This is a genomic window from Photobacterium sp. AWH4_225, assembly GCF_056158405.1.
Genome location: NZ_JBSWTF010000001.1, coordinates 2,103,888 through 2,127,778 on the forward strand (window position 1 = coordinate 2,103,888; position 23,891 = coordinate 2,127,778).

Genomic DNA, 23,891 nt, shown 5'->3' on the forward strand with positions numbered 1-23,891 from the left:
GCGATCTCGATACCTTACATACCGTTATTATCCCAGTAAGGCGGGCTACCATAGTATTCATTGAGATAATCAATAAAAGCCCGGACCTTAGGAGCTAACAGACGTGAACTTGGATACACCGCCCAAATGGCCGTGTCGGAGACCAACGGATAATCTTTCAGGATCTGAACTAATTCGCCCCGCTCCAGTTGCTGATAGGCACTCCAGGTTGAATTAATCGCAATACCCAGTCCATCGGTACAGGCATCACGCATCGCATCACCGTTATCTGTTCTGAAACTGCCTTTGGTCTTCACACTTATCGGACCGTCTTTGCTGTCAAATACCCAAGTGGTTAACCCGGCCAAATTTACGCACTGATGTTCACGCAGATCGTGCGGCGTTTGAGGTTCACCGTGTACTTCAAGATATTGTGGAGAGGCGCAAATAATACGATTATCCGGTGCCAGCTTACGAGCTATAAGCGTAGAGTCCTGCAGTTCGGCATCACGAATAGCGACATCAAAACCACCTTCAACCATATCAACAATGGTATCACTAAAGCGAAAGTCGACGGTTAAATCTGGGTAACGGGACATAAAGCCTTTCAGAGCCGGAATAAGATGAAGGCGGCCAAAAGAAGCAGGTGCAGTCACTCGCAATGTACCGACAGGCAGTGCACTTCCCGCCCCTACAGACGCCCTTGCGGCTTCGACACTCGCCAGCACCTCTTCGGCATGCGGTAAAAAAGCTTGCCCTTCTTCGGTCAATGACACTTTACGTGTCGTGCGGTGGACTAACCTAACACCAAGCCCTTCCTCAAGCTTGTTGATATGGGCGCTTGATACTGCCGGGGACAAACCTAGCTCTTGCCCAGCCATACTGATGTTATGGGTTGTCGCCAGCCGAACAAACAATTTCAAATGTTCAATATTCATCAGGTATTATCAATTGATTTCGAATAATTACGATAATTAACTATCAATTATCAACCTCGAAACAGGTAATAGCAAGGCAAAGACAAGACGAGCTATTTCAACTTGATATCTGACAACGCATCAAACAGTGCGCGTTTATCGACCTCGGATAGATACTGCATATGAAGTGCGTTTGAAAAGTTTTGCCAATCTGTTTCCGTTAACTTCCCTCCAGCTTGAAGGAAAGCAAGGATCTCTTGGTTGATTTGATCACCCAGGCTAATTAGCGCAGGCCTGACAACTTCTTTAAGATCTCTTGGTTCACGGCTTGTTGGTGCATTAAGCAAATCAGCCCGGTAACGATATTGAATCGCTTTAGCCGCGGATATCTGAGCTCGGAAGAAACCTTCAATGCTCTGACTATCCAGACCGACTTCTTCTGCCGACTGTGACGCTTTGCTGATCACCACCTCTTCACGTGCAATATCTTCAATAGGCAGATGATGATTAGCCTTGTACAACCCCACGTCTTCCATATAACTCAGCCGCTGGGCAATTGCTTTAAATAACGCGTTGGCATTCTCACTACCCGAAGAAGCAGCCAGTGTTTGAACAGATACCATGCACAACACACTCATCAATATTGCCTTAATCATCATTAATCCTATTATGTAGCGAGTTATATCAATGATATTGCCCTTAAATATGCATTTCAATGCTTACTAAAGACCTTATAAAAGATCTAGAGGTCGCCCTTAGCTAGCATTTCACCCGAGGAATATCCCGCCAGCAGGTGGTATATTGCGGCGATAAAAAATCCCGCCGCATCGCCCACTTAGGATTAATCCCCTGGGCGGCAAGGAACAAGCTATCCCTTCCATAACGCTGGTTGAGGCTATCGAACACTTTCATCAAAGCCGGATTGGTTACTGACTCATCGAACAAGTCACCCTGCACATGTTCTGCGCTGACTAAGTCGATTAAACCTACCCCGATTTTGTAGTAGCGCACACCCGGCGAATAGATATGATCGAGCAGCGAGGCAACCGCTGTTGTAATGGTTGTACTATCATCGGTGGGATACGCAAAGCGGTATATCTGCTTAAAGCCCTGCGGCCGTTCGTCATAAGGCGAATTCGCGGCAAAGACCATCATCACCCGAACCAAAGAGCGCTGTTTCCTCAGCTTCTCTGCCGCAATGCCTGCATGTTTACACAAGGCTTGGCGCAAGCTGTCAGGACAGGTAATACGTTCACCGACGCTACGGGTCGAGAAAATCTGCTTCTTATCCGCCCTAGCCTGATCCCACCCCTTACAAGGCTCGCCATTAAGCTCGCGAACAGTACGCTCAACCTCGACGTTAAATGACTTCCTTGCCAACCCTGGTTTCATCGCAGCGAGCTGCAACGCTGTATTGATACCCATAAATTCCAACCGCTTGGCGATCCGCCGGCCGATCCCCCAGACATCATCAGTTTTCATCTGCGCTAATATTGCCTGTCGCTGAGGGGCACTTTCAATTACGCACACGCCTTGGTAGCCCTGTACCTTCTTGGCTGCATGGTTAGCCACCTTGGCAAGCGTCAACGTCGTTCCCATTCCCACACAAACAGGCAAACGGCACTCTCGCCAGACCGCTCTTCGCAGTCTCTGGGCATGGAGGGATAAATCCGAAATGGCTTGTCGACAGTGGTGAAAAGCCAGGAAAGATTCATCGATGGAATACACATGTTGCTCGGGAGCAAAGCGGCCAATAACCTCCATCATCTTGCTGGAGAGATCACCATAGAGTTCATAGTTCGACGAACAGGCAATCACACCCTTCGCTTCACACAAGCCGCGCATTTCAAAATAAGCTTTAAATTTTTCTACGCCAGCCTCTTTGGCCTGCCGATTGGCAGCAACAATACACCCATCGTTATTCGACAGCACAACCATGGGCTTACCGCGCCAATCTGGGCGAAAGACCTGCTCTGCCGAGCAGTAGAACGAATTAGCATCTACCAGCGCGTACATCAGCTTTCACCACCAAAGATCTGGCTTTTACGATGGCAGCGGATCGAACGAGTCACCACTCCTTCCAGGGTGAACTGATCATGCTGTGACACAAACACCGGCATATAGCCTGAAGCCGCCGACAGTAAGCGCCGCTGCTTGGTATCAATAAGCTTGCAGACGAACTCGCCGTTAAGGTTCGCCACCACCACATCATGATCCTTTACCTCAATATGGCGGTCTACTATCAGCACATCCCCATCAAAAATACCAACACCTTCCATGCTTCGGCCTTGGGCCAACCCGATATAAGTGGCGCTGGGATGTTCCACCAGCAGTTCATCCAACGACAAAGGAAGCTGCAAGTAGTCGGCGGCTGGACTCTCAAATCCGGTGATCCCCGCACTGGCATAAAATGGAATAAAGTTCATAATTCACGAGATACTGTTTATTTATACAGTATTATTGTTATCCTAGACTCAAGGATGGTCAAGATGCACCTTGATCAATAGCTGCTTTTATAAACACCACAGCTGTTGAAGCGAGTTGTTGAGTAATTTTTAGGAGATAAAACATGTGTGGAAGGCTTAATATTCTCGCTAACATACTGAATAATAAAGTTTCTGATGAGTTACGTGTGCGCTACAACACCACCGATAACCCCGATCTCAGCCCTAGCCAAACCGTCGCAACCCTTTGTAGACGTTCTGGCCCTAAAACTCATACGACTGAACTACAGCAATTTGATATGACTTGGGGGATCAAACCTGCCTGGGCAAAGAAGCTACTGATTAATGCCCAAGTTGAAACCGCAATGGAAAAGCCAACTTGGCAAAACGCGATGCAGCACCGACGTTGCATTATCCCTTGTTCAGGTTGGTATGAATGGCGTGATGAAGGCGGAGCGAGGAAGCAGAAGTATTTGTTCGGCCATAGTAACGGCAAGCCCTTGTACATGGCTGGACTGTGGTTTGAATCTACCGATGGAGGACTGCCCGGCCTGGTTACCCTCACCACAGCCGCGAATGAGGTTTGTCGGCCGTATCACCTGCGGATGCCGCTGTTGGTAGAGGCCGGTGATGTTCGGGGTTGGTTAGAGACTGGATTTTATTCCTCCCAGCCAATCATTAAGGTGATAGCTGTACCTTGAAAGCGAAGCAGTCAAAATACACTATTCTTAACACTCCTAGCAGTGTGAATAACACTGAAAATTCTTGTTATATTTCTATCTTTTGCACCAAACACTTCGTATACCAACACGACTAAAACCTACTGATTTACAGTTCTTACTGCTAGTGCTGTTTGGTATTACATCAGTTAATAGCACTTGAATACCTAAGGAGATTGCATCTTCTATTCGAGCTCGGAGTAAAGCATTTTGGCAACCCTTAGAACGATAGTTCTCTTGGGTATAAGCATTAGCTAAAATTGCATAATCGTTTTCGATAAAACTCGTTGCCCAAGCACAAGGCTTACCATTTATTTTTGCAACATAACAACGAAATGTATCGGTACAATAAAGCGAGCGCTTCATTTCCCAGATTTCATCTGTACACTCTAAACCTGATGTTTTGAGCAAAGCTAAAAAGTCATCGACATTATTGTGCTCCCAACGCTCAATTGATACTGCCTCTGAAACGTCTGTGGAAGCTACATAGTTTGATGCCCTTAGCTCAAGAAACTCATGTTCATAAGCTGGTTTAAACTCACGGTTTGATAACCATGTTTTAAGCTCATTCGTAATTGCCTGAGGCTCTAGAGAAATCTCGGGCGAATAACAATGATTAAACAACTTCAGGTAACTCTCTAAATTTTCTGTACTACAAACGCCATGGACGATTACCTGGTTGTCGTATTTGCGTGTGTTGTCCACAAAAACAGAGCATCCTTCAGCTTCAACTACACAAAGTTCACTTGGTAAATCTGTTGAAAGAGTTCGCTCATTATTAAAATGAAAGTAAGAGCTGTATATGTCTTTTACTCTTTTATCTTGCATCGTTCCCTCGATATTTAATGAAATATAGCACCTGCAATATGTTACCCACCCTAAAACAAAACGACCACCATAAGCATAAAGCCAATTCAGCTCCAAAATGCCACGAGGAAAGGATGAAGTCCAGGTTCAACTTGATGCTTTTGTTATGTCATGACTTGTTCCATGTAACTTTCGTTATAGGGTATATCAATGTAAACAATAATAAGGCCGAAAAAAGAGCTAATGCGCCTGCATACAGAAAAGCGATTAAACTACATGATATTGTAAGGATAAATAATTTTTCATACCCTAACTCGAGAATGTAAGCAGCGATAATCACAAGCAATGTAGCAAAGTAATAGAGCTCATCAACATAGTCGGTTGTCTGGAACTCATCACCATAAACATTGCCAGCTAAATTTGCTATCAAGAATTGAAATAATGCAAGCAATGCATACCCAGATGCCACGAATCGAAAATATACTGATTTTTGTCTTGACATAAAACAACTCTTCTTACAAGGAACATCAATTAAGAATCTAAACCTCGTGATAAAATCTGATTAATTACATGACGCCGCATTAAGGTGTGAGCGACACTTGGCTATAATTGAGCGAAGCGAAAATGCCAAGCGTTGCGAATCACTCTTAAATGCTTTGTTATACGAATTTTAAAACGGTATATCGTCGTCAAAATTAGTTGTAGCAACCTGTTGTTTTGGCGGTTGTTTATACTGAGACATTACTTTGTCCACTGCCAATTCGTTTTCTAAAATGTATTCAACACCGTCTTGCGTTAACTTGTACCCGTACCACTCATTTCCATTCATATCCGAGTCCAGTACCTTTTCAATGAGTCGCATGCGTTCAAGTTTGATTAAATTTATATTGAGTTTGTATGGTTCACAACCATCTGACAGACTAAAAGGCGAAATGTTGTCATTTTCCGTTGCAGTCGGAAGTAACCGACCTAAGAGACGCAACATAGACTCAGAAATGGTATGCACACCAGAAGATTGAGAAGAAAAGACATTAGACTTTACTTCATCTTTAGCTTTGCTACTAAAACTTCCCAGCTGAGTTATTGATTTCAAGAATCTAGTACATGCAGCATTTACAGCTGATTCCAGATCTCCATCACTACGATTTGGGTCGTAATCGTTAACATTTACCCCAAGTAAATCCGTTGGCATATGAAGATCTTCGTGACGCGGTTTCAAAATGAAACAACGATCTTTACCCAAAGCACCAATAAACAAGCCCAACTCAAATAGTACATTATCCCTAACTGTTGGTTTTGGATTATCTCGCATCATTGTGAGGTCTTCAGGACGAAAGATGAATAAAGCAAAATCGACATTCTTTGCTTTTTCAGTCAAAGAAGTAAGAGTATCACCGCCGGAATTAAAAATTTTATCCCAAATCGTCACTTCGACTTTTCGATCTAAGCAGGCATTACAAGCACTGGCGACATCATAGCTTTCTGAAGACGAACCAATAAATAAACGAGGTTTTTCCATACCAATCAACCAACTAAAGCAAAAGAAACAAGTATACCATACTGCGCTGATATACATGCAATTCGTATAACGCCCTGTTAAGGGGTGAGCAACGCAATACCGATGCCGGCGCATACCACCTTAAACACTAAAACCAACGCATAGTGAAAATGCCACGCGTTGCGAATCCCTCTTGAACAGTTTGTTATATTCCAGACTCACCATATTTACTGTATTTAGCAAACCAACCGTCGTCAGAGAATAACTCACCATTTAACCCATCTGACTCTTTGGCTATATCTTTGCCATTTATTGATACAGACAGTTCGTCTTGTTTCTCACCAAGAGTATAAAGAAAATCATGAATACCAGTATCAATACAGCTAGTTACTAGCCGTTTTACGACGGAGATTTGCTCATCCGTTAAGCTAGATAAGCTGTCGTTGATTTCTATACATTCTTGAGATTTCACTTTTCGTTCTATGATATCCACGCACCTTTCCAAGGCTTGGTCTCGTAAACTTTTAGATATCAACTGACCAAATTCATCGATATTTTTCATATTTATCACCTTAGGAATATCGCCTAACATAAGTTGCGCCCCACTAAACTAACCAAGCTCACCAAACTCCATACCAAAAATGCGCAGTAAAAAGCGTCAACTTGATGTTTTTGATATATTTTATAAAATACGATACTTCAAAATAAGTTCACCTGTTTCATTACCTTCTGAGCTTCCATCAGGATAAATTCTAAAGTAGTCAAATATTTCACTTTCTTTAACGGTAACTACTGATCCCCCTTTGAGTTCTGGAATATGTTTTGGTTGGTTTTTAAGGAGCCCCTTAATTTTATCCCCTTTCCATTCCATGACCTCAACCCACATCCATTCAACACCATCATCTAGAGTTGTGAAGGGTGCTTTAACCTGTATAAATTCACCTGGTTCCAATCCCAAGTTAAAATCAGATTTTAGTCCTTTTAACTTGGACTTTGCTCTCATACTAGCATCTTCAATTAGCTGATTGTGTTTTACGTATGAAACCTTATCCTCCCAACCAAATATTGAGGATAACAAGACATCTTGCCTTATTTGTACCGACTCACCAGCAACATTATCAAACAGAATCTCTATAAGATAATTATCGGGATCTCCTTCTTCCCATTTAGCATCACCAATTAATACATCGACACCTGATGTTGCGTTATCAATTAATGATGACTTAAGTCTTTTTTTGTAATTTGTTTCAGCCAAATTATCTATGCTTATTTCAATACTACTATCTTCAGATAATCTACTTCCTTCAACTATCGATTGAGAAACCAATACAATCAAGCTTTCAACTGGTCGATTCAGCGACCATGAAAAATCATTCACTACTATATCTGGCATTCCAAACTTAGCCATTCCTAATGTAATCGCCCTAACATATTCATTATTCTTATAAGCATGAATGACAATATGTTTTTCGACAATAGGGGTGCCATTTTCCCAAGATGACAATCGTTTTTTTTCCCAAGTAACAGGAGTAAACAACTCTCGAGTTTCGGTATCCCAAAGAGCTCCACCATAGGATTTTGCGATATCATAAGCGATTTTATTTGATAGCTTTAATCCATCAATTTGCATGTCCATTGGATATGTACAATCAATTATTAATGCTAACTTAGTCCCTTGGAGCTCTTCCGCTTGTTGTTTAGTAATCCCCCTCCCGTAATATGACAAATACTCTATATCAGGAGCCTTAATATCAGAGACTAACTGCATCGTGATGCTAGCTTTATCTGTATTTGTAGTAGATATATTATGCCTTTCTATTTCTCGTTTATATTTTTCTAAAGTTTTATTATTTACCATATGAGAGCTAGGGTAGAAATATACGATTGTTCTATACATTATATCTTGAACATTATCATCAGCTTTAGACAATCCATTACTTAGTAGCAACACTAGCAGGAAAACTAACTTACTAATTTTTGGTATCACAAAACCTCCTTTAAAATATAACGCCCTGTTAAGGTGTGAGTAACGCAATACCTAAGCCGCCGCACACCACCTTAAACACCAAACGCAACGCATAGTGAAAATGCCACGCGTTGCGAATCACTCTTAAACAGATTGTTAGGTATTTGCTAGCTCGTAGGTAACAATGGGCACTAACCTATCATGCTCCCTAAGTGGAGCTGCTTTGTGTTCACGCTCTGTAAGGACTGTTAAATCAAAATCAATTTCAAGCTTTTTCCCTAAAGCAAAGAACGCCTTTGATAAGTCTGCATGTAGTTTACCCAAATTTGGAGAGTCATCTTTTACAACAAGTAGCAAGTCGCAATCTTTAGGATTATTACCTCTAAAAAATGAACCGAATCCAAATACACTAAGCAGGTTGCTGTTTTTTGTATGGATAAATTGGATTTCCTTTATCATCTCTTTGGTGATACAGCCAAAAATCATTTTTCCACAAAGCTCCTGTTAATTCACTTGAATTGAAAAGTCCGATATTTTTCGACAGGCAAAGTTGTTTTGCTTCTCGAGTATAACCATTCCAATTACCACCAACCGATATGAAATTTACCTCAGGAAACTCTTGCAGAACTCTGTGTACTAAAGACTCTCCAAGAGCATACTCATCTAGGCAAATTAATGTAATAGAACTACCGTCTTTTCTGTCGAATTCCATAATTAGGTCATCACGACGAGAATAGCGAATAACATTACCATGAGATTGGATTGCAGACTCTAGCCATGCAATTCGGCTGTATGACACACCCCATGAATTAGAACCGTTTGACATTATGAGAATACCTCTGCAAATTCAGTTGGAAAAAGTGGATAAGAATCTAGCCGTTCATAAACGTGCTTTTCATACGACTCTACATGCACACGAAATTTTTCTACGGCTTTTATGATGGTAACTTCTTCGATGAGATCTTCGTTCGCATCAATTAGATTTAATATCTCTCTATTATTGGGGAGGATTCTATCGATTCTTCTTAGTTCCCATACGAGAAATGCATTTGAACTAGGATCTGACTGAGCAACGTCACTTAAAGGACCTACCGCATCAAATATCGCTTTATTCTTAGCGAGTAATCGAGCTATTGCAACTTGTAGTTTTGCGAAGTTATCAAACTTCGCAGCTTTACCTGCGCTGCTAATTTCCGCTTCATGATTTCTCTTCCATTCATGAAGCATATCAACCGTATAAGTACCCTCAGGAGCTTTATCGATATGAGTGTGGTGAGTCGGACATAACAGAATTAAATTGTCATATGTATCAGCACCGCCCTCTGGTGTTCCTCTAGCAGCAGTAGGTTTACTCCCAATAACATGCGCCATTTCTCCTACAACATAATTTCCAGACTCAACCAGAGAAGTTAAGTCTTCATTGCAACCTGGCATTGAGCAACGCCCACCAGCTCTACCCCATAAAATTTTTGTATCAACCGAACCAATTGCCACTTTAATAACTTTCCTCAAACTTTATTAAAATACCTAACGCTCTGTTAAGGTGTGAGCAACGCAATACCGAAGCTACCGCATACCACCTTAAACACTAAACGCAACGCATAGTAAAAATGCCACGCGTTGCGAATCACTCTTAAACAGTTTGTTAGCAGACAGCCTACAACGCGAGTTTAAACCCTTCATGTGTTGCTTTGAATCCAAGTTTTTCATAGAACCTGATTGCATCAGGGCGCTGCTTGTCACTTGTTAACTGAACGATTGTACAGCCTTTGCTTTTTGCCAGTTCGATAGCATGTGCGAACATTTGCTCACCAAAACCTTGTCCACGATAGTCACTATGGATTCGAACACCTTCGATAAGACAACGCCAACTACCAATATGCGTCAGGTAAGGAATAAAGGTAATTTGAAGCATCCCGACTAGAGAGTTTTCCTGCTCAACAACAAGTAATTCGTTGTTTGGGTCTCGCACAATTGCCTCGAACGCTTCAAGATACGCACTATTCAACGGAACAGACGCATCTTCTCTTTTTCTACCAAGTGGGTCATTTGAAAGCAAAGCAACAAGACTTTCCAAATCTTCAAAATCAGCTGAACGATACTTTAATTCCATCTATAGATCCTTATTACTCCTGACTGCTAACGCCCTGTTAAGGTGTGAGCAACGCAATACCGATACTGCCGATGCCACCTTAATCACAAACCAACGCATAGTGAAAATGCCACGCGTTGCAATTCCCTCTTAAACAGTTTGTTATGTGCCTTTTTCACAAGGCGCTAGAATTTCGAGTTCTTGGCTAGGTAAATATCTAATTTTCAAGCAAGTTAACCGCCAAGTACTTTCACTTAATTCGGCTTGGAACTCAAATTGACCATCACCTTGCGGACCTTCAATCTCGTACTGCATATCAGCAGAGCCGGAAACTTCATATCTTTGAATAGTTCCTTGGATTAAGTCAATGTCGTAAGGCGTACCAATATTCGCATGAAACTTGTCCGAACCCTCTAGATTGCGAAGTGCTAGCTTAGTTGAACCAGACTCTTCAAATGAGCTATTCATGCTTATAGTAAAGATGAGTGCCAAGATAACACCACAAGCCAGCATTATCGCAGCTGCAACAGACCACTTCCTTTGAGAGTTTTTAAACTCCTCAACACTACTCCATTGGTTATGCTTCCAAGCCCACTCATTGCCTTTGAAGCCAAGAATAAATGGCATCGCAATGTTAACGAACGGCACAAAAACCAACAAAGCTCGATAGGTACGAAAGCGAATACCCCATATCCAATTGAACGCAAACGCGCCCCAATTCCAACCTTTAATCTGTTCAGGGACTTCTTTACTATTTTCCATATATTCCACTAATCCTATTCGGGCACATAACGCCGAACATAGGGTGCGCCACGATAAACTTACCAAGCACACTGAACTCCATACCAAACCCGCCGAGTGTAAAGCGTCACCTTAATGTTTTTGTTATGTTCCGGAACTCATTTTGACCTGAAGGTAATGAAGGCTTAGGTTGAAACGCTTGTTAAGTTGATCAATATATTGTTGGTCATCATCAAACAATGAATGAGGAGAGACAACGACAAGCTTCTCAACTTGATGAACATTACTATAGTAGGCGTACTCCATGAGCTGCCCCAATGCCTCTCTGATGCAGCTTTTAGCAGTTCTTGACGTCTTGATCTCATAAAATGTGTATTTTTGACTGTCCAGAACAACTACATCCACACGATTACCGTGTCCGCACGGTACTTCTGTACCAACATTATCGTAACCATGAGCTTTCACTAACTGATCATACAACTCAGTTTGAAGTTGATTATGTAAAAGAGATACTTCCTTGCCGTGATCGCTGTAGGATCGTTTGGTATTTGCTTTACCGATGTTATGTCCTGGCTTGAATGAAAAGCCATGCTCCAAATTTAGATCTGGGTCTAGCTTCTTGTTCTTGAGGTTATAGTAATTTGACGTGACCGCTGGATCATCAGCTCTAAACTCTGCGGGCTCTTCCAGTAAATTCAAGTCAGATGGCTTAAACTTTACAACAGCAAAAATATCCGGAGTTACAAAATTCTTGAACTCATCAGTATTCGCGCCAACTTGCATAAGTTGTTGCTGCATTTCAGCATACCAACCATTTGACTTGTATATTTTGTATACTTTTTTTGATTCAGTCTCTGATACAACTTCTAAGTTCTGAATCTCTCCGAGCCACCACCTTTGCTTGGTGTCATTGTTAATAGAATATAGTGACACATCAAAGACTTCATTCAGGTATTTATCCCTATGCTTACCAATTGCCTGTAAGTATCCATAATGATAACCGTCAATAAGTTTGGTTGTATCTAATAGCCACTCTTCATGACCATAACCATTAAGAAATTCATAGGACTCCTTGTTGGTACTTTTACCTAATCTGCCAGAAGGCTGAGTCCAACCATTACTGTTCCAACAAATACGCGCAATTTTCTTCACTTTTACTCCTAGGAACATAACGCCTTGTTAAGGTGTGAGGCGCTCAACACCGAAATCTCCACATCCCACCTTAAACACTTAAACCAACGCATAGTAAAAATGCCAAGCGTTGCGAATCACTCTTAAACAGATTGTTAGCTTTTGAACTTACAAAGCAATGCCACAATACCACCGTAGCTCAGATACAAAGCACTAAAAGATATGACTAGAGGGAAGATTATATCGAGAGTCCAAAGACTGAAGAACCTTACACGCAAACGTGTTGATAGAACTTTCATTTTTTCGATATTTTCTGACCACGTTGCGAGCAACAGGTTAATCTCTTCCATTGAAGATGACAGGTTAGCTTCTATTGATTCCAGCCCCCGTTTAACATTAGTAAAGACGCCATCATCATTAACTTTACCTTGCATACTACTCTCGCCCGACAGACCACTTAACCGTTCTTTAGTTTTAATGTTCTGCTCTTTAGTGACAGATACCTGCATTTCAATAAAGCCGATAAGTTCTAAGTATGGTTTAGTTAACTGCTTTTCTCGCTGGAACTTCCACGCTACATAATCAATATATGCCTGGAATGCGAAAGACAGGAAAAAATACACTACGATGGGAAATGCCAGTCCGAGTGTAATGTCACTTCCTAATGGGTTTGTCGCTTTTAGACCAACAAAGCTGTTTATCTCAAGGCCTAAAGTAGCAATCAATATCGAAGAGAAGCTTGCGATAAGCAAGTTTCTTTTAGATCTTCTAGTAGTTTCAGAAAAAGGGTCACTGAAAACTACTTTACCTAACTCGTTATCCTCAATTGCCTTATAAATTTGTTCTCTAGCCTGTGACATATAATTTCCCAATTTACGAAAGAGAGCTAACGCCTGCTTAATGGGCAGACGATGTGACCACTGAACACAGCCTAAAATACCGTAAATCACGAGAACTAACTATTAATGCTGAACTCGCCTAGCGTTGGCTGTCCCTTTGAAGCACTTGTTAGGCAAACGACCCAAGTGTGCTCCCGGCGATTTTAAACTAGCAAAGTACCCCATAGTTTCATGCGTAACTATTTCACTTGTTCCAAGCATAAATTGCTTTGTTGCTTCTACAGCGATCTTAAGTGCCTTTTCACTATCCTCACTCTCGATGAGTTTTGCTCTAAATAATGCTTCGTCATAAACGTCTTTTATGGCCATTAATTTTTGTTCTGCTATAAAGTAACCAGACCAACTTTGCTTGAATACAAACACAGAGGAAACTGAAGTTACGAGGGCAAGCAATGCAGAGCCGATCCCTCTCAAATTCGATACCCCATCAATACCAATAGCTATCACAATAGCGAGTATGAATGAAAGAATGACCACAAAAAAACTTGAAACGTAGTAATACCTACGGTGCTTAGGGTGTCTGACTGCATACCAATTGACAAGATAGTTGTAGCTTCCTTTATGCTCGTTATCTTTAAAAAGGGTAAGTTGCTTCAAGGACTCGAGATAATCGTTCAATTTCATTCTTAGACTCCTATCCAAATCTTTATGGGTTTGCTAAGGTGTGAGCAACGCAATACCAAAGCCTCCGCATGTCACCTTAAACACTAAAACCAACGCATGGTAAAAATGCCACGCGTTGCGAATCACTCTTAAACAGTTTGTTAGATTTTAATGAGGTGATTCATTGGTAAATCTATATCACCCATCCCTATTGCATACGCCCACCGCCCTCTTTGTTTCAGAGTTAACCCATAGGAAGTCGCATTTTTTGGCGAGTAGCCCAACAAAATTCGGGGACTCCTTTTACGTGATAGAGGAGGACGGCCAAGCCACTTATCGAACACCCTATCATCTGCAAAACAAACCGGAGGAACGGGGTGCGTTAACTTATCCTTTTTTTCAAAGTGGCCGTGCTGACGGTTCACTGAAGGGGGGACACGCAAAAGCAAAACATATTCATAAGCTGGCTTTGCTTGGATAGCAATTCTTCTAGATAGTGCATGGTCATAATCGACATCCCATGAAACACCTGAAAAGACTTTTCTTGCCACATTCCGGTACCCGCTATAGTTCGGTCTAACGTAGAGGAACCTTGCACTACCTTTAACAACTACGAATGCATTTCTAATATGGTGACGACCAATCCTATACAAATCTCCTTGTAAGGCCTTAGCAATTTCCTCTGGCTCCCTTCCCGCAATTGGAGTCATACTGGGAGGGATATTAGGGCAACGCAGGCCTAAATACCTCCACGTACCGGGTAATATAATTTTCTTTAAATTAATAGATTGCATATCTGGAACCTGAATAAATCTAACGCCTAAGATAAGGTGCGCTAAGGTGCACTCACCACGCCCACTGAACTCCAAACCAAAACCGCCGAGTGTAACGCGTCACCTTGATGCCTTTGTTAAATGTACTTTCAACTCTTGAACCGTGAAGGCAGGTTTGCGCTTATGAAGCATTGCGTGGCAGTTAGGACAAACTGGGACTAAATCTGTTTTAGGATCAACTTGATATTCATGTCCAACACTTGAAATATCGACAACTTGATGAACATGGATGAACCCAATTCCATGCTCCCCGTAAGCTTTTTCGAAATTAAACTCGCAAACAGAGCAACTTAAACCATGCTCTTCAATACATAAGTTTCTAGCACTTTTGTTTCGTTCAAATGAATTTATTACTACTTTTTTAACCATGCCTTCGGGAAAAACTGTCTCATCAACTTCATCTGGATAAACCGAAAACAGTTCAACTTCGAGTCGATGTTTTTCACTTAGACGCTCAATGATCTTTGATATAGATGTACGACGCCCCTTATTAAGAGAATTATAATAAGTTACATGGTGAGCTGTAGATTGCAGCGCTACAAGAAATTTGTCATAACCGTAATCACTATAAATACTTTTAAGAAAATACTCTGTTGAATATTCACTCATTGCCCTCTTATGTCCCACTCCTGCCATCAAGCACTTAAATATACTGATATAAATGCGTGCCGAGCCAGCAGCCATAAGCTCTTCTTCTCTAACCACTTCAATTGCATGTTTTGTTGATAATTGAGAGTGATACACCTGCTTTGATAATTCGTAAATTCGATGAACACTTTCATTAGTGATTTTCAATGAAACTCCTTTGCACATTTAACGCCCAAATAAGCGGACTAAAATAGTGGGCTAAAATGTTGAGGAACGAAACGTAGTCATCTGTTTTTGTTCCGACTTAATGTGCTTGTTATATGCCTGTCGATTATTGTGCTATAACTTGTTTAGGTCTGCCTTCAAGCCATATACAATTACAGTGGAGTCTTTTATTTTCTGAGGCGGTATTAGGCATAACACCTCAGAAACGTAGGTTAATCCAATGAAAATAAAAGATTTCCTGATTTTTAACAATCAGCGTGTTTCCTCCCATGTTATTTTTTCTTTCCAAAGAGCAAGATCCTCTGGAAAATCAACTTTCGCTTTAGCAATAGCCCTCTTTAAAACTTTACTTTTAACATCTTCAGGCAAGTCAAGATTTTTGATATCAGTAACGCTCATGTCATTTAATCTCACTTTTCTAGTGTTTTTACCTGTCATAATGACTCTCCATTATTCGTGAAGTTATTCTTACCGATTTTTTAAAATGCTTTTAACAACGTAGTCAATAATACTCTTATAATATAAGCAATGCATTGATGTATTTCCAAAATCATTTATCCTATATCTATTTAGCAAACACCCACCTTTACAAATTGTAAAAATGTTACAATCTTCACACTCATTAGAATAATCATTAATCTTATAAAGCTCCTTTATTTTTATGAGCTTATCTTCGACATGATTAAAGTCATATTCGCTGTGTATACTCTCCTCTAATAAATATGAAAAATTCTCATCCTGAATCATCCTTAGATTTTCACACATCCCAATATTACCGTTAGGTTCAATCGTAAGATACTTTATGCAATTGTTCGAGAAACTACAAAGTGAGGGGGAGCCTTTATATAGCAACTGTATAATTTCTTCAAAGTTTCTAATTTTCACGTCAGGGTCATCAAGCTCAATCCATGAGTCATATACTTCTTTCATATAATTAAAGTAAGCAACTAAATCACAATCGTTAAATTTGCTGCTTAAAATAGGCAAAAGAAAGTCCATTGAGCGTACGCCTACAGAATAATGATGCTCAAACACTTTTCTCCCAGACACATTAGGGTTTAGAACAGTTAAAACGCCATATTTAATATTTGCATCATTGAGTAATTTTATTGAGTTAATTACCTTGCTATAGGAACCCCTTTGATTTTTTGAGAACCTTCTACACAAATCATGGACATCTTTCGGTCCATCTAAGCTGATACCTAATTTAATGTTCTCTTTTTTAAAAAAATTCACCCACTTTTTATTTATAAGAGTCCCGTTAGTTTGCAAAGAGTTTGAGATACTTATTGATTGACTAAATATTTTTCTTTGTAATTTCAATACGTCTTGGAAATATTGTATTCCATTCAACATTGGTTCCCCACCATGAAATACAATCTGTATGTTACTTACATTTTTTTCAACGAGGTATTTATTGTATTTGTTAAAAATACTCTCCAAATTATGGACTGATAAACGCATCCCTTTAAAATCATATTGATTGTTTTTGTAGTAGCAATAAGTGCAGTTTAAGTTGCAATCGCCCGTTGTTTTTATTATTAAAGTGTTAATCATAGGACTTTATATATCCGTAATTGAACCAAGACAGCTTATTTTTAAGGTTTTTATTTATTCTCACACAGCCACCATCGTTAATCTTGATCCCTAAGTCTTATGGTTACACTTGACTCTTGGCATATAACGCCTGCAATAAGGTGCCCTACGCTAAACCAACAAAGCACACCGAACTTCAAACCAAAACCGCCGAGTGTAACGGGTCACCTTGATTGCTTTGTTATGAGTACGGGTTCTCGTAGATAGTGTTTTTTCGGAACCAACATTCCAAGTTGTCACATCTATATTTACCATTCTCCTCTGTCGCATGCAGCAAAGTTAGCGGTCTGAAATTAGAATTTTCTTCTAGATTCAAATTAACGAAGTCAAACATGTGCCAAAGGATTTCAGATTGTTCTATTTCTTGTTTATCACCACCAACAATTACCACACACCAATCATTAACCAAGGGTTCTGAGTCTTTGAACCGTTTTTCAATATTATCAACTACAGCTTGTTCGACTAGTCCTTTTCTGATGAGATTCAGCATCCAGAAATAGTCATCATTATCCTGGAAGTATTGGGTCTCAGTGAGAAACGTGTAGAGTTGCAATTGCCCCAAGACAGCCCATTTATTGAACTCTGAGCTTCCCCATTTTTTGACTTCGATAATACTAATACTGCCATCAGGAGAAATTCTTAGGATGTCAGGTCTAGCAAGACGCTTATGAATAATATCCGTACCATATGGAGTATATGCCTCCTCAATATATATATCCTCTGGCCAAGTACTCCGCATCCATTCACATATTTTCTTTCGCCACTCTGTTTCGTGCATATACTTCCTACGAGTACTCATAACGCCCCAATACCGAAGCCACCGCACACCACCTTAATCACTAAAACCAACGCATAGTGAAAATGCCACGCGTTGCGAATCCCTCTTAAACAGTTTGTTATACCTTTAGTGCATAACCGATAGGATTGCTTTTAATTAAGTCAACTGCATGCTGTATACCATAAGTAATTACAATTCCTGTATTAGCGCGCAACTCTAAAGGAACAGGGTTGTCTCCTTGATAAATTGGCTCTTTAGCATACCGATAACCAGAAATCACTGAACACACTTTGTAATCCTGTTTTCCTGGCTCCTTGAAAACCACAGGACCTCCAGAAAAACCAGGATTATTATGACCATCTAAGAAACAGATGTGAGTGTCGTTTTCAAATATCATATTTGAAACTAACGCTCTCTTTACGAAAGGCAATGGAAAATCGCTATTTATCTCACCTAATTCTCCAGACATTCCATACGGAAAGCCGAGGAAGTAGACATCTTGACCGTAGACCAAGCCTGCTGATGTCGGCTCTAATTGGTGAGTGGGCGAAATTTGAAAATTTGCGGTTAGTACTGATATATCAATACCTTTATCACAGTGACCAACAACAGTAACATCAATCGATTTCCACTGTTTCTCGTGATAAATTTCGATCGAGCAAGCTCCATTTAGATTCTCAACAACATGTTTTGCTGTAACAAGATATTGGCGCCCATCCACATCCACAGTAAAACATGTGCCCGTTGACTCTCCTATTTTAATGTGGAAAGTTCTTTGAATTGCATTTGTTGTAATCATATTTTCTCCAAAGGTATAACGCCTTGCTAAGGTGTGAGTAACGCAATGCAAAAGCTACCGCACGGCGCCTTAAACACATAAGCCACCGCATAGTAAAAATGCCACGCGTTACGAATCACTCTTAAGCAATTTGTTAGTACATGCGTTACTTCTATTTATGCGTTCCAAGATATTGAAAAGTGGCATAATATGAAAGGCTTTGAACACTGAAGTGAGACGGGCAGCTACAAAACTTTACCCCAATTGAAAGACGAAAGTTGGCTAGAAGAAAAACGCACTGAACTGCCCTACTTTCACTGACTTAAAATTAGAAAAGGATTCTTTCCTCGCACTTCAATAGCCACACCAAAAGTAATCAAGGTTCTCTCAAAAGCCGCCACGAAAATGAAGAAGCGCCAAAGAAATAGGCTAAGAGTTAGAAGCCGTAAACGTTGAAGTCAAAGCGAATACTCCGCATATAGTGCCACCGGAAAGAACGTGAAAGGCACTAACTGAAAGGTGTAAATACGAGCGCCGAAACAGATAAACACCAAAACTTATGACCTTTGATGTCAAACCCGTACTAACATTTTATTTTACGTAATTACTTCGCTTATCCCACTAAAAGTAAATCAACAAGTTACGACGTTTCTACCCCTTGTACGCTTCTATTTCGAAGTAACTTCGCATATCCCACCCTCGCCATCTAAATTAACATACTGACAAACAACAAATTTTCTACGCAATGTGATGTCAGCAGCAAATAAGCGAACTCACTTCTAAATTTCTTAGTCATGTGCCAAATGTGTTCATACTGTCATGATTACATGTATATAAACACAGTGATGATATGAGAGATATCCCGCAGCCTTTATCAAATATTAAAAGCCCATTTTTAGCCGAGGTCACCACTTTCATTCGTACCAGGGGGCTGGCTTATTCAACCGAAAAAGCCTACCTAGGATGGATCAAGCGTTTTATCCTATTCTCAGCTTATCGACACCGTAGCCAAATAGATGCGAAGGACATCCAACCTTTCCTCGAGCACTTAGTAACAGTTAAAAATGTTGCACCAAACACCCAAAAGACAGCTTTGAACGCATTAGTCTTTCTTTGCCGAGAAATGCTCAACCAAGATACAAGCTCGTTAAACTTCAAGCGTTCGAAGCGCTCAACAAAATTACCAGAGGTGTTTAGCCATGAAGAAGCTATGCAAGTCATTAGCTTGCTTCAATATCCATATAGGCTTGTTGCACAATTAATGTATGGCAGTGGACTGCGTGTAAATGAAGCGCTTCGACTTAGGGTTAATGATATAAATTTTGATGGCTTGAGTGTCACTATAAGAAACGGTAAAGGGAATAAAGATAGAAAGTCCTTATTATCACCACATATTCAGACTGATCTTCACCAACAGATAGAATCAGTTACAGCCCAACACCAACTTGATATCAAGAATGGTTTTGGTGAAGTATATATGCCCTACGCGTTACAGCTTAAATACCCTAATCACGCACAATCGCTAGGCTGGCAGTATCTCTTTCCAGCAAAGAATATCAGTAAAGATCCACGTTCAAGCAGAATGATGCGCCACCACCTAACTGATCGCAGCGTTCAGCTACAGATTGCTACTGCGGTCAAAAAAGCAAAGATCTTGAAGAAAGCTAACTGCCATACATTCAGGCACTCTTTCGCAACTCGTTTGCTTGAAACGGGTACAGACCTAAGGAATATCCAAGAGTTACTCGGCCATGCAGATATAAAAACAACACAAATTTATACTCATGTCGTCGGCACACATTTCAGCGGCGTCAAAAGCCCATTAGGTAAGATCTAATGGCACGCTACCGCCCTTGGGACCTAACCCACAAATGCGATATTTTACTTCCAAGGATATGATACCCGTTTATCTATATGATTTTTTTGACCTGTTTCATCATCACAAAGAAATATCGGTCATTTTCACACCCAGCAAGGAACGGTGACAATGATCGTGCACTTTAGACTCATTTTTTACCTCACTTGCTAATTGAGCTTCCACAATTACTCTCTTATCTGTTACCAACTACTGTATATCCAGTGGCTTTATACAGTAGTTAATACCTGTATACAGTACTGGTTATGGCTGTATTTTTGTGCGCCCAATCAAATTCTACTCCTTTGGAAAAACATTCAACTCATTTTGATTACAACAACAAATACAATAAAATCAACAAATTAATTTCATATTGGCAGAATAACCCAGTCCAATCACATCACTATATGCATTTTTTAATATAAAAAACACTTGCAACAGCGTCTGATTAACACTACTGTATAGACATACAGCATGTATAAATAAACACTGTTTGAGGATGATGGATTATGGCTGCTTACTTTGAACATCAAAACACGGTTTCTGCTTCTCAGGTCTACAAAGCAACTTTTAACGCTACAGCCGAGGACACTACCTCTTCTCATACAGTGAGCTGTCCGATTGAGGTGTCATTCAATGACGAGAGCCAAGCTCAACTAGCTTATTTCTTACGTATCCTCAAGCAAGCAAGCCAACAGAGCCGCTGGATCATGTTTATTGGCCAAAATGCCCTGATTGATAAAAACTTGCTAAAAAGTGCCGGTATCGATTTAAACAAGGTATTGGTATTAACCAACAAGAAAGGCAAGACAGATCAGGAGCTGATGGAAAAAGCACTACGCAGCGGTAACTGCAGTGCAGTGATTGCAACAGGTGATATCCAGCACTTCGCAAGTTATGCCATGCGAGAAGCATCAGATACCGGTGCAAGCTTTGCGTTTGTGATTAACCGTGACGATAAAACACGCATCACATACCACTGAATTTCTAGCAACCTCACAAATTTATACTCTGAAACCAATAGATAATTCTTTCCTATACTTACAAAGCCATCAGTAAACCTGATGGCTTTTTTGATCCAGTACAATGAATGGTGTAATTAACTAATAATTGCGTGACACGCATCACTTTGGTCGTGCAAAACAGGAAAAATCCATCATAATACGCCTGAAAATTATAAAAATTCAGTCGTTATAACCGGATGTAAAAATGGATAAGAAACTGGGATTAGGATCGCTAACCGCCTTGGTCATCGGCTCAATGATAGGTGCGGGTGTCTTCAGCCTTCCTCAGAATATGGCAGCTGTTGCCAGCCCCGCAGCAGTGATGATCGGTTGGACAATCACAGGTATCGGGATGATTTTCCTTGCCCTTGCCTTCCAACACCTTTCTAGACTCAAGCCTGAAATCGAAAGCGGTGTCTTTGGCTATGCCCAAGCAGGCTTTGGCGATTTTATCGGCTTCTGCTCCGCCTGGGGCTATTGGCTCAGTGCGATGTTGGCGAATGTCTCCTATCTAGTGATCGTATTTAGTACTTTGGGGATGCTCTTCGACAGCCCCGATATGATGCTTTTTGGTGACGGTAATACCTGGCTATCGCTTATCGGCTCATCAGTATTGCTTTGGCTAGTGCATGCGCTTGTTTTACGTGGCGTACAAACCGCAGCGATGATCAATTTGATCACCACCTGCGCCAAGCTGATCCCGCTTTTCCTGTTTATCTTCTCTGCCCTCATTGCTTTCCATTGGGATACCTTTGTATTCGACTTTACCGGTCTGCATTTTGGCGAACAGCATGACTTAATGTCGCAAGTAAAAGGCACCATGTTAATCACTGTGTGGGTGTTCATCGGTATCGAAGGCGCAGTGGTTGTTTCTAACCGTGCCAAAAGCCGCAAAGATATCGGTCGCGCAACCATTCTTGGCCTGCTGACAGCATTAACTATCTATGTTTTTGTCACCTTGCTTTCAATGGGTGTGGTAAGTACAGAGCAACTTGCAACCTACCAGAACCCTTCTATGGCTAAGGTACTGACAGAGATCCTTGGTCCATGGGGTAAATACATCATCGGCGGTGGTCTGCTGATTTCAGTGTGTGGAGCCTTCCTCAGCTGGACAGTACTGGCCTCTGAAGCGCCTTACCTAGGTGCTAGAGATAACATGTTCCCTAAAAGCTTTGCCAAGCAGAACGACTCCGGTAGTCCAGTAAACTCGCTACTACTGACCAATGGCTGTATTCAGGTTAGCCTTGTGTTTGTCATGTTTGCCGGTAGTACTTATGACACCCTACTGGCTATCGCATCAGAGATGATTCTTGTGCCTTACTTCCTAGTTGGAGCTTACACGCTGAAACTAGCGATTGAACGTAAAGACCGTGGCTCGCTGTTTATCGTTGGGCTATGTGCAAGCTTATACGGCCTGTGGCTACTGTATGCCTCTGGCCTTAACTATCTGCTGCTCTCAGCTCTGCTCTATGTGCCTGGTCTGTATTTCTATGTGAAAGCCAAGCGCGAGCAGCAAACCCGTCCATTTGTTGGTAAAGAGATGACAGCCGCCAGCATTCTTACTGCAGCCGCTTGCATCGCGGTCGGAATGCTCTGGAAAGGTATGATTTAGATATGCAAAAGCCAGCTTACGCTGGCTTTTTTTGAACAAATTGTTCTTTAACTTGAACAACTGGAGATTTAGAGCATATGTGCCCTAAGTACTTCCCCATCATCATCTAGCTTAATCATCTTGCACGCTGCTTTGCTTTCTATCTCAACTAGCTGTAGCTCCTCTAGCGCATAAGGTAGCTTAATCATAAGCTCGTCAATATGCTCTGCCCGTGCAAGTCTCAGTAAACGAATCAGATTGTTCGTATCACTTATGTTTGTTGAAAGCACTTTCAGTGCCTGCAACTGCAACTTCTCTGAGTCTGTCATTCCATGAGGCATTGAAGAAGTCCATGTAATTTCAAATGCTGGAATTAGCGCCCTTAGCGCATCGACAAGTGTTACTCTTTGTTTGCATGATGCTGACAAGAACGTTGTGTAATCAAAAACAACATTGTCTGGATTTGAGAATTCAACTGATGTTTCCATATTCATCCTTTTAGAAACATAACCACTGTTGCTAATAACTCATGTGCACCTGGCTAAATATACCGTTAGCTAATAACCACTATACGACTAACTTAAGTATGAGCTATGTCTAATTTCTGAAAATATGGCGTTGATCTGCTTTTTGCAAGCAAAAAATCAAGGTGGAAATAACCGCAAAACAATTGATTAACATCAATAAAACGTTCCGCACATAGTGATCACTATCTTGATAAATAATAAATTTTCATATAGTGGTAATTGATAAAAGTAATTATTTACCTCGCAAATCAAAGCAAACAAAATCGCAACATTTCAACAAACAAAAACCGACATTAAATGTCGGCTTTTACATTTCAATC

At 40.9% G+C, this 23,891-nt stretch carries 28 protein-coding genes; 4 read left to right on the plus strand and 24 right to left on the minus strand.

Annotated elements, in window-relative coordinates:
* Nucleotides 1-14: 14 nt before the first annotated feature.
* From ACXAD4_RS10020 to umuD, 4 genes are all read right to left on the minus strand, one after another.
* Nucleotides 15-917 (minus strand): LysR family transcriptional regulator, encoded by a 903-nt coding sequence (locus ACXAD4_RS10020; protein ID WP_475241059.1) that lies wholly within the window; start codon nt 915-917, stop codon nt 15-17.
* A gap of 92 nt (nt 918-1,009) precedes the next feature.
* Nucleotides 1,010-1,552, minus strand: coding sequence for a chorismate mutase (locus tag ACXAD4_RS10025; protein ID WP_475241061.1), 543 nt, complete (start codon nt 1,550-1,552; stop codon nt 1,010-1,012).
* Between the two features lie 103 nt (nt 1,553-1,655).
* Nucleotides 1,656-2,912, minus strand: coding sequence for a Y-family DNA polymerase (locus tag ACXAD4_RS10030; protein WP_475241062.1), 1,257 nt, complete (start codon nt 2,910-2,912; stop codon nt 1,656-1,658).
* Complete coding sequence (umuD, locus tag ACXAD4_RS10035; RefSeq protein ID WP_475241064.1) at nt 2,912-3,322, minus strand: translesion error-prone DNA polymerase V autoproteolytic subunit; 411 nt, start codon at nt 3,320-3,322, stop codon at nt 2,912-2,914. The genes ACXAD4_RS10030 and umuD overlap by 1 nt, the downstream gene beginning before the upstream one ends.
* A gap of 143 nt (nt 3,323-3,465) precedes the next feature.
* Here umuD and ACXAD4_RS10040 point away from each other — a divergent pair, with 143 nt between their 5' ends.
* Nucleotides 3,466-4,041, plus strand: a complete 576-nt coding sequence (locus ACXAD4_RS10040; protein ID WP_475241065.1) for an SOS response-associated peptidase — start codon at nt 3,466-3,468, stop codon at nt 4,039-4,041.
* A 75-nt stretch (nt 4,042-4,116) separates the two neighbouring features.
* Here ACXAD4_RS10040 and ACXAD4_RS10045 read toward each other — a convergent pair whose 3' ends face one another.
* The 19 genes from ACXAD4_RS10045 to ACXAD4_RS10135 all read right to left on the minus strand — a co-directional run bounded on the left by ACXAD4_RS10045 (nt 4,117) and on the right by ACXAD4_RS10135 (nt 18,615).
* Nucleotides 4,117-4,887 carry an N-acetyltransferase family protein gene (locus ACXAD4_RS10045; protein ID WP_475241066.1) on the minus strand — a complete coding sequence of 257 codons (771 nt, stop codon included), beginning with the start codon at nt 4,885-4,887 and terminating at the stop codon, nt 4,117-4,119.
* Nucleotides 4,888-5,035: 148 nt separating this feature from the next.
* Nucleotides 5,036-5,368 (minus strand): hypothetical protein, encoded by a 333-nt coding sequence (locus ACXAD4_RS10050; RefSeq protein WP_475241068.1) that lies wholly within the window; start codon nt 5,366-5,368, stop codon nt 5,036-5,038.
* A gap of 168 nt (nt 5,369-5,536) precedes the next feature.
* Nucleotides 5,537-6,385, minus strand: coding sequence for a TIR domain-containing protein (locus ACXAD4_RS10055; RefSeq protein ID WP_475241069.1), 849 nt, complete (start codon nt 6,383-6,385; stop codon nt 5,537-5,539).
* A 184-nt stretch (nt 6,386-6,569) separates the two neighbouring features.
* Complete coding sequence (locus ACXAD4_RS10060) at nt 6,570-6,926, minus strand: DUF6547 family protein (protein WP_010448907.1); 357 nt, start codon at nt 6,924-6,926, stop codon at nt 6,570-6,572.
* Nucleotides 6,927-7,046: 120 nt separating this feature from the next.
* Nucleotides 7,047-8,351 (minus strand): DUF2314 domain-containing protein, encoded by a 1,305-nt coding sequence (locus ACXAD4_RS10065; RefSeq protein WP_475241070.1) that lies wholly within the window; start codon nt 8,349-8,351, stop codon nt 7,047-7,049.
* 135 nt (nt 8,352-8,486) lie between these two features.
* Entirely contained in the window at nt 8,487-8,816 is a 330-nt protein-coding gene (locus ACXAD4_RS10070) for a hypothetical protein (RefSeq protein ID WP_475241072.1), read from the minus strand.
* Nucleotides 8,740-9,156 (minus strand): hypothetical protein, encoded by a 417-nt coding sequence (locus tag ACXAD4_RS10075; protein WP_156143339.1) that lies wholly within the window; start codon nt 9,154-9,156, stop codon nt 8,740-8,742. The genes ACXAD4_RS10070 and ACXAD4_RS10075 overlap by 77 nt, the downstream gene beginning before the upstream one ends.
* Complete coding sequence (locus ACXAD4_RS10080; RefSeq protein WP_039485656.1) at nt 9,156-9,824, minus strand: HNH endonuclease signature motif containing protein; 669 nt, start codon at nt 9,822-9,824, stop codon at nt 9,156-9,158. The genes ACXAD4_RS10075 and ACXAD4_RS10080 overlap by 1 nt, the downstream gene beginning before the upstream one ends.
* A 163-nt stretch (nt 9,825-9,987) precedes the next feature.
* On the minus strand, nt 9,988-10,443 hold the full coding sequence (locus ACXAD4_RS10085) for a GNAT family N-acetyltransferase (protein ID WP_475241073.1): 456 nt from the start codon (nt 10,441-10,443) through the stop codon (nt 9,988-9,990).
* Between the two features lie 141 nt (nt 10,444-10,584).
* Entirely contained in the window at nt 10,585-11,184 is a 600-nt protein-coding gene (locus ACXAD4_RS10090; RefSeq protein ID WP_475241074.1) for a cytochrome c oxidase assembly factor Coa1 family protein, read from the minus strand.
* 123 nt (nt 11,185-11,307) lie between these two features.
* Nucleotides 11,308-12,315, minus strand: a complete 1,008-nt coding sequence (locus ACXAD4_RS10095; protein WP_475241076.1) for a hypothetical protein — start codon at nt 12,313-12,315, stop codon at nt 11,308-11,310.
* A 134-nt stretch (nt 12,316-12,449) separates the two neighbouring features.
* The gene (locus ACXAD4_RS10100) at nt 12,450-13,154 is read right to left on the minus strand and encodes a hypothetical protein (RefSeq protein ID WP_475241078.1); all 705 of its coding nucleotides are present in this window, start codon (nt 13,152-13,154) and stop codon (nt 12,450-12,452) included.
* A 102-nt stretch (nt 13,155-13,256) separates the two neighbouring features.
* On the minus strand, nt 13,257-13,817 hold the full coding sequence (locus tag ACXAD4_RS10105; RefSeq protein WP_475241080.1) for an SLATT domain-containing protein: 561 nt from the start codon (nt 13,815-13,817) through the stop codon (nt 13,257-13,259).
* Nucleotides 13,818-13,957: 140 nt separating this feature from the next.
* Nucleotides 13,958-14,590 carry a hypothetical protein gene (locus ACXAD4_RS10110; RefSeq protein WP_475241081.1) on the minus strand — a complete coding sequence of 211 codons (633 nt, stop codon included), beginning with the start codon at nt 14,588-14,590 and terminating at the stop codon, nt 13,958-13,960.
* A gap of 99 nt (nt 14,591-14,689) precedes the next feature.
* The gene (locus ACXAD4_RS10115) at nt 14,690-15,424 is read right to left on the minus strand and encodes an HNH endonuclease (protein WP_475241083.1); all 735 of its coding nucleotides are present in this window, start codon (nt 15,422-15,424) and stop codon (nt 14,690-14,692) included.
* A 270-nt stretch (nt 15,425-15,694) separates the two neighbouring features.
* Nucleotides 15,695-15,880 (minus strand): hypothetical protein, encoded by a 186-nt coding sequence (locus tag ACXAD4_RS10120; RefSeq protein ID WP_475241085.1) that lies wholly within the window; start codon nt 15,878-15,880, stop codon nt 15,695-15,697.
* A 30-nt stretch (nt 15,881-15,910) separates the two neighbouring features.
* Complete coding sequence (locus ACXAD4_RS10125) at nt 15,911-16,999, minus strand: radical SAM protein (RefSeq protein WP_475241086.1); 1,089 nt, start codon at nt 16,997-16,999, stop codon at nt 15,911-15,913.
* A gap of 220 nt (nt 17,000-17,219) precedes the next feature.
* Nucleotides 17,220-17,816 (minus strand): hypothetical protein, encoded by a 597-nt coding sequence (locus ACXAD4_RS10130; RefSeq protein WP_475241088.1) that lies wholly within the window; start codon nt 17,814-17,816, stop codon nt 17,220-17,222.
* A gap of 118 nt (nt 17,817-17,934) precedes the next feature.
* A complete protein-coding gene (locus tag ACXAD4_RS10135) occupies nt 17,935-18,615 on the minus strand; it encodes a S1 family peptidase (RefSeq protein ID WP_475241090.1) in 681 nt (226 codons plus the stop codon).
* An 829-nt stretch (nt 18,616-19,444) separates the two neighbouring features.
* On the opposite strand from ACXAD4_RS10135, the gene ACXAD4_RS10140 reads away from it, so the two are divergent.
* The 3 genes from ACXAD4_RS10140 (at nt 19,445) to ACXAD4_RS10150 (ending at nt 23,065) form a co-directional block, all read left to right on the plus strand.
* Complete coding sequence (locus tag ACXAD4_RS10140; protein ID WP_475241092.1) at nt 19,445-20,431, plus strand: integron integrase; 987 nt, start codon at nt 19,445-19,447, stop codon at nt 20,429-20,431.
* A gap of 527 nt (nt 20,432-20,958) precedes the next feature.
* Nucleotides 20,959-21,432, plus strand: a complete 474-nt coding sequence (locus tag ACXAD4_RS10145) for a cell division inhibitor SulA (protein ID WP_475241093.1) — start codon at nt 20,959-20,961, stop codon at nt 21,430-21,432.
* Nucleotides 21,433-21,658: 226 nt separating this feature from the next.
* Nucleotides 21,659-23,065, plus strand: a complete 1,407-nt coding sequence (locus ACXAD4_RS10150; RefSeq protein WP_475241094.1) for a basic amino acid/polyamine antiporter — start codon at nt 21,659-21,661, stop codon at nt 23,063-23,065.
* A 68-nt stretch (nt 23,066-23,133) separates the two neighbouring features.
* Here ACXAD4_RS10150 and ACXAD4_RS10155 read toward each other — a convergent pair whose 3' ends face one another.
* Nucleotides 23,134-23,532 (minus strand): hypothetical protein, encoded by a 399-nt coding sequence (locus ACXAD4_RS10155; RefSeq protein ID WP_475241096.1) that lies wholly within the window; start codon nt 23,530-23,532, stop codon nt 23,134-23,136.
* Nucleotides 23,533-23,891: the final 359 nt, after the last annotated feature.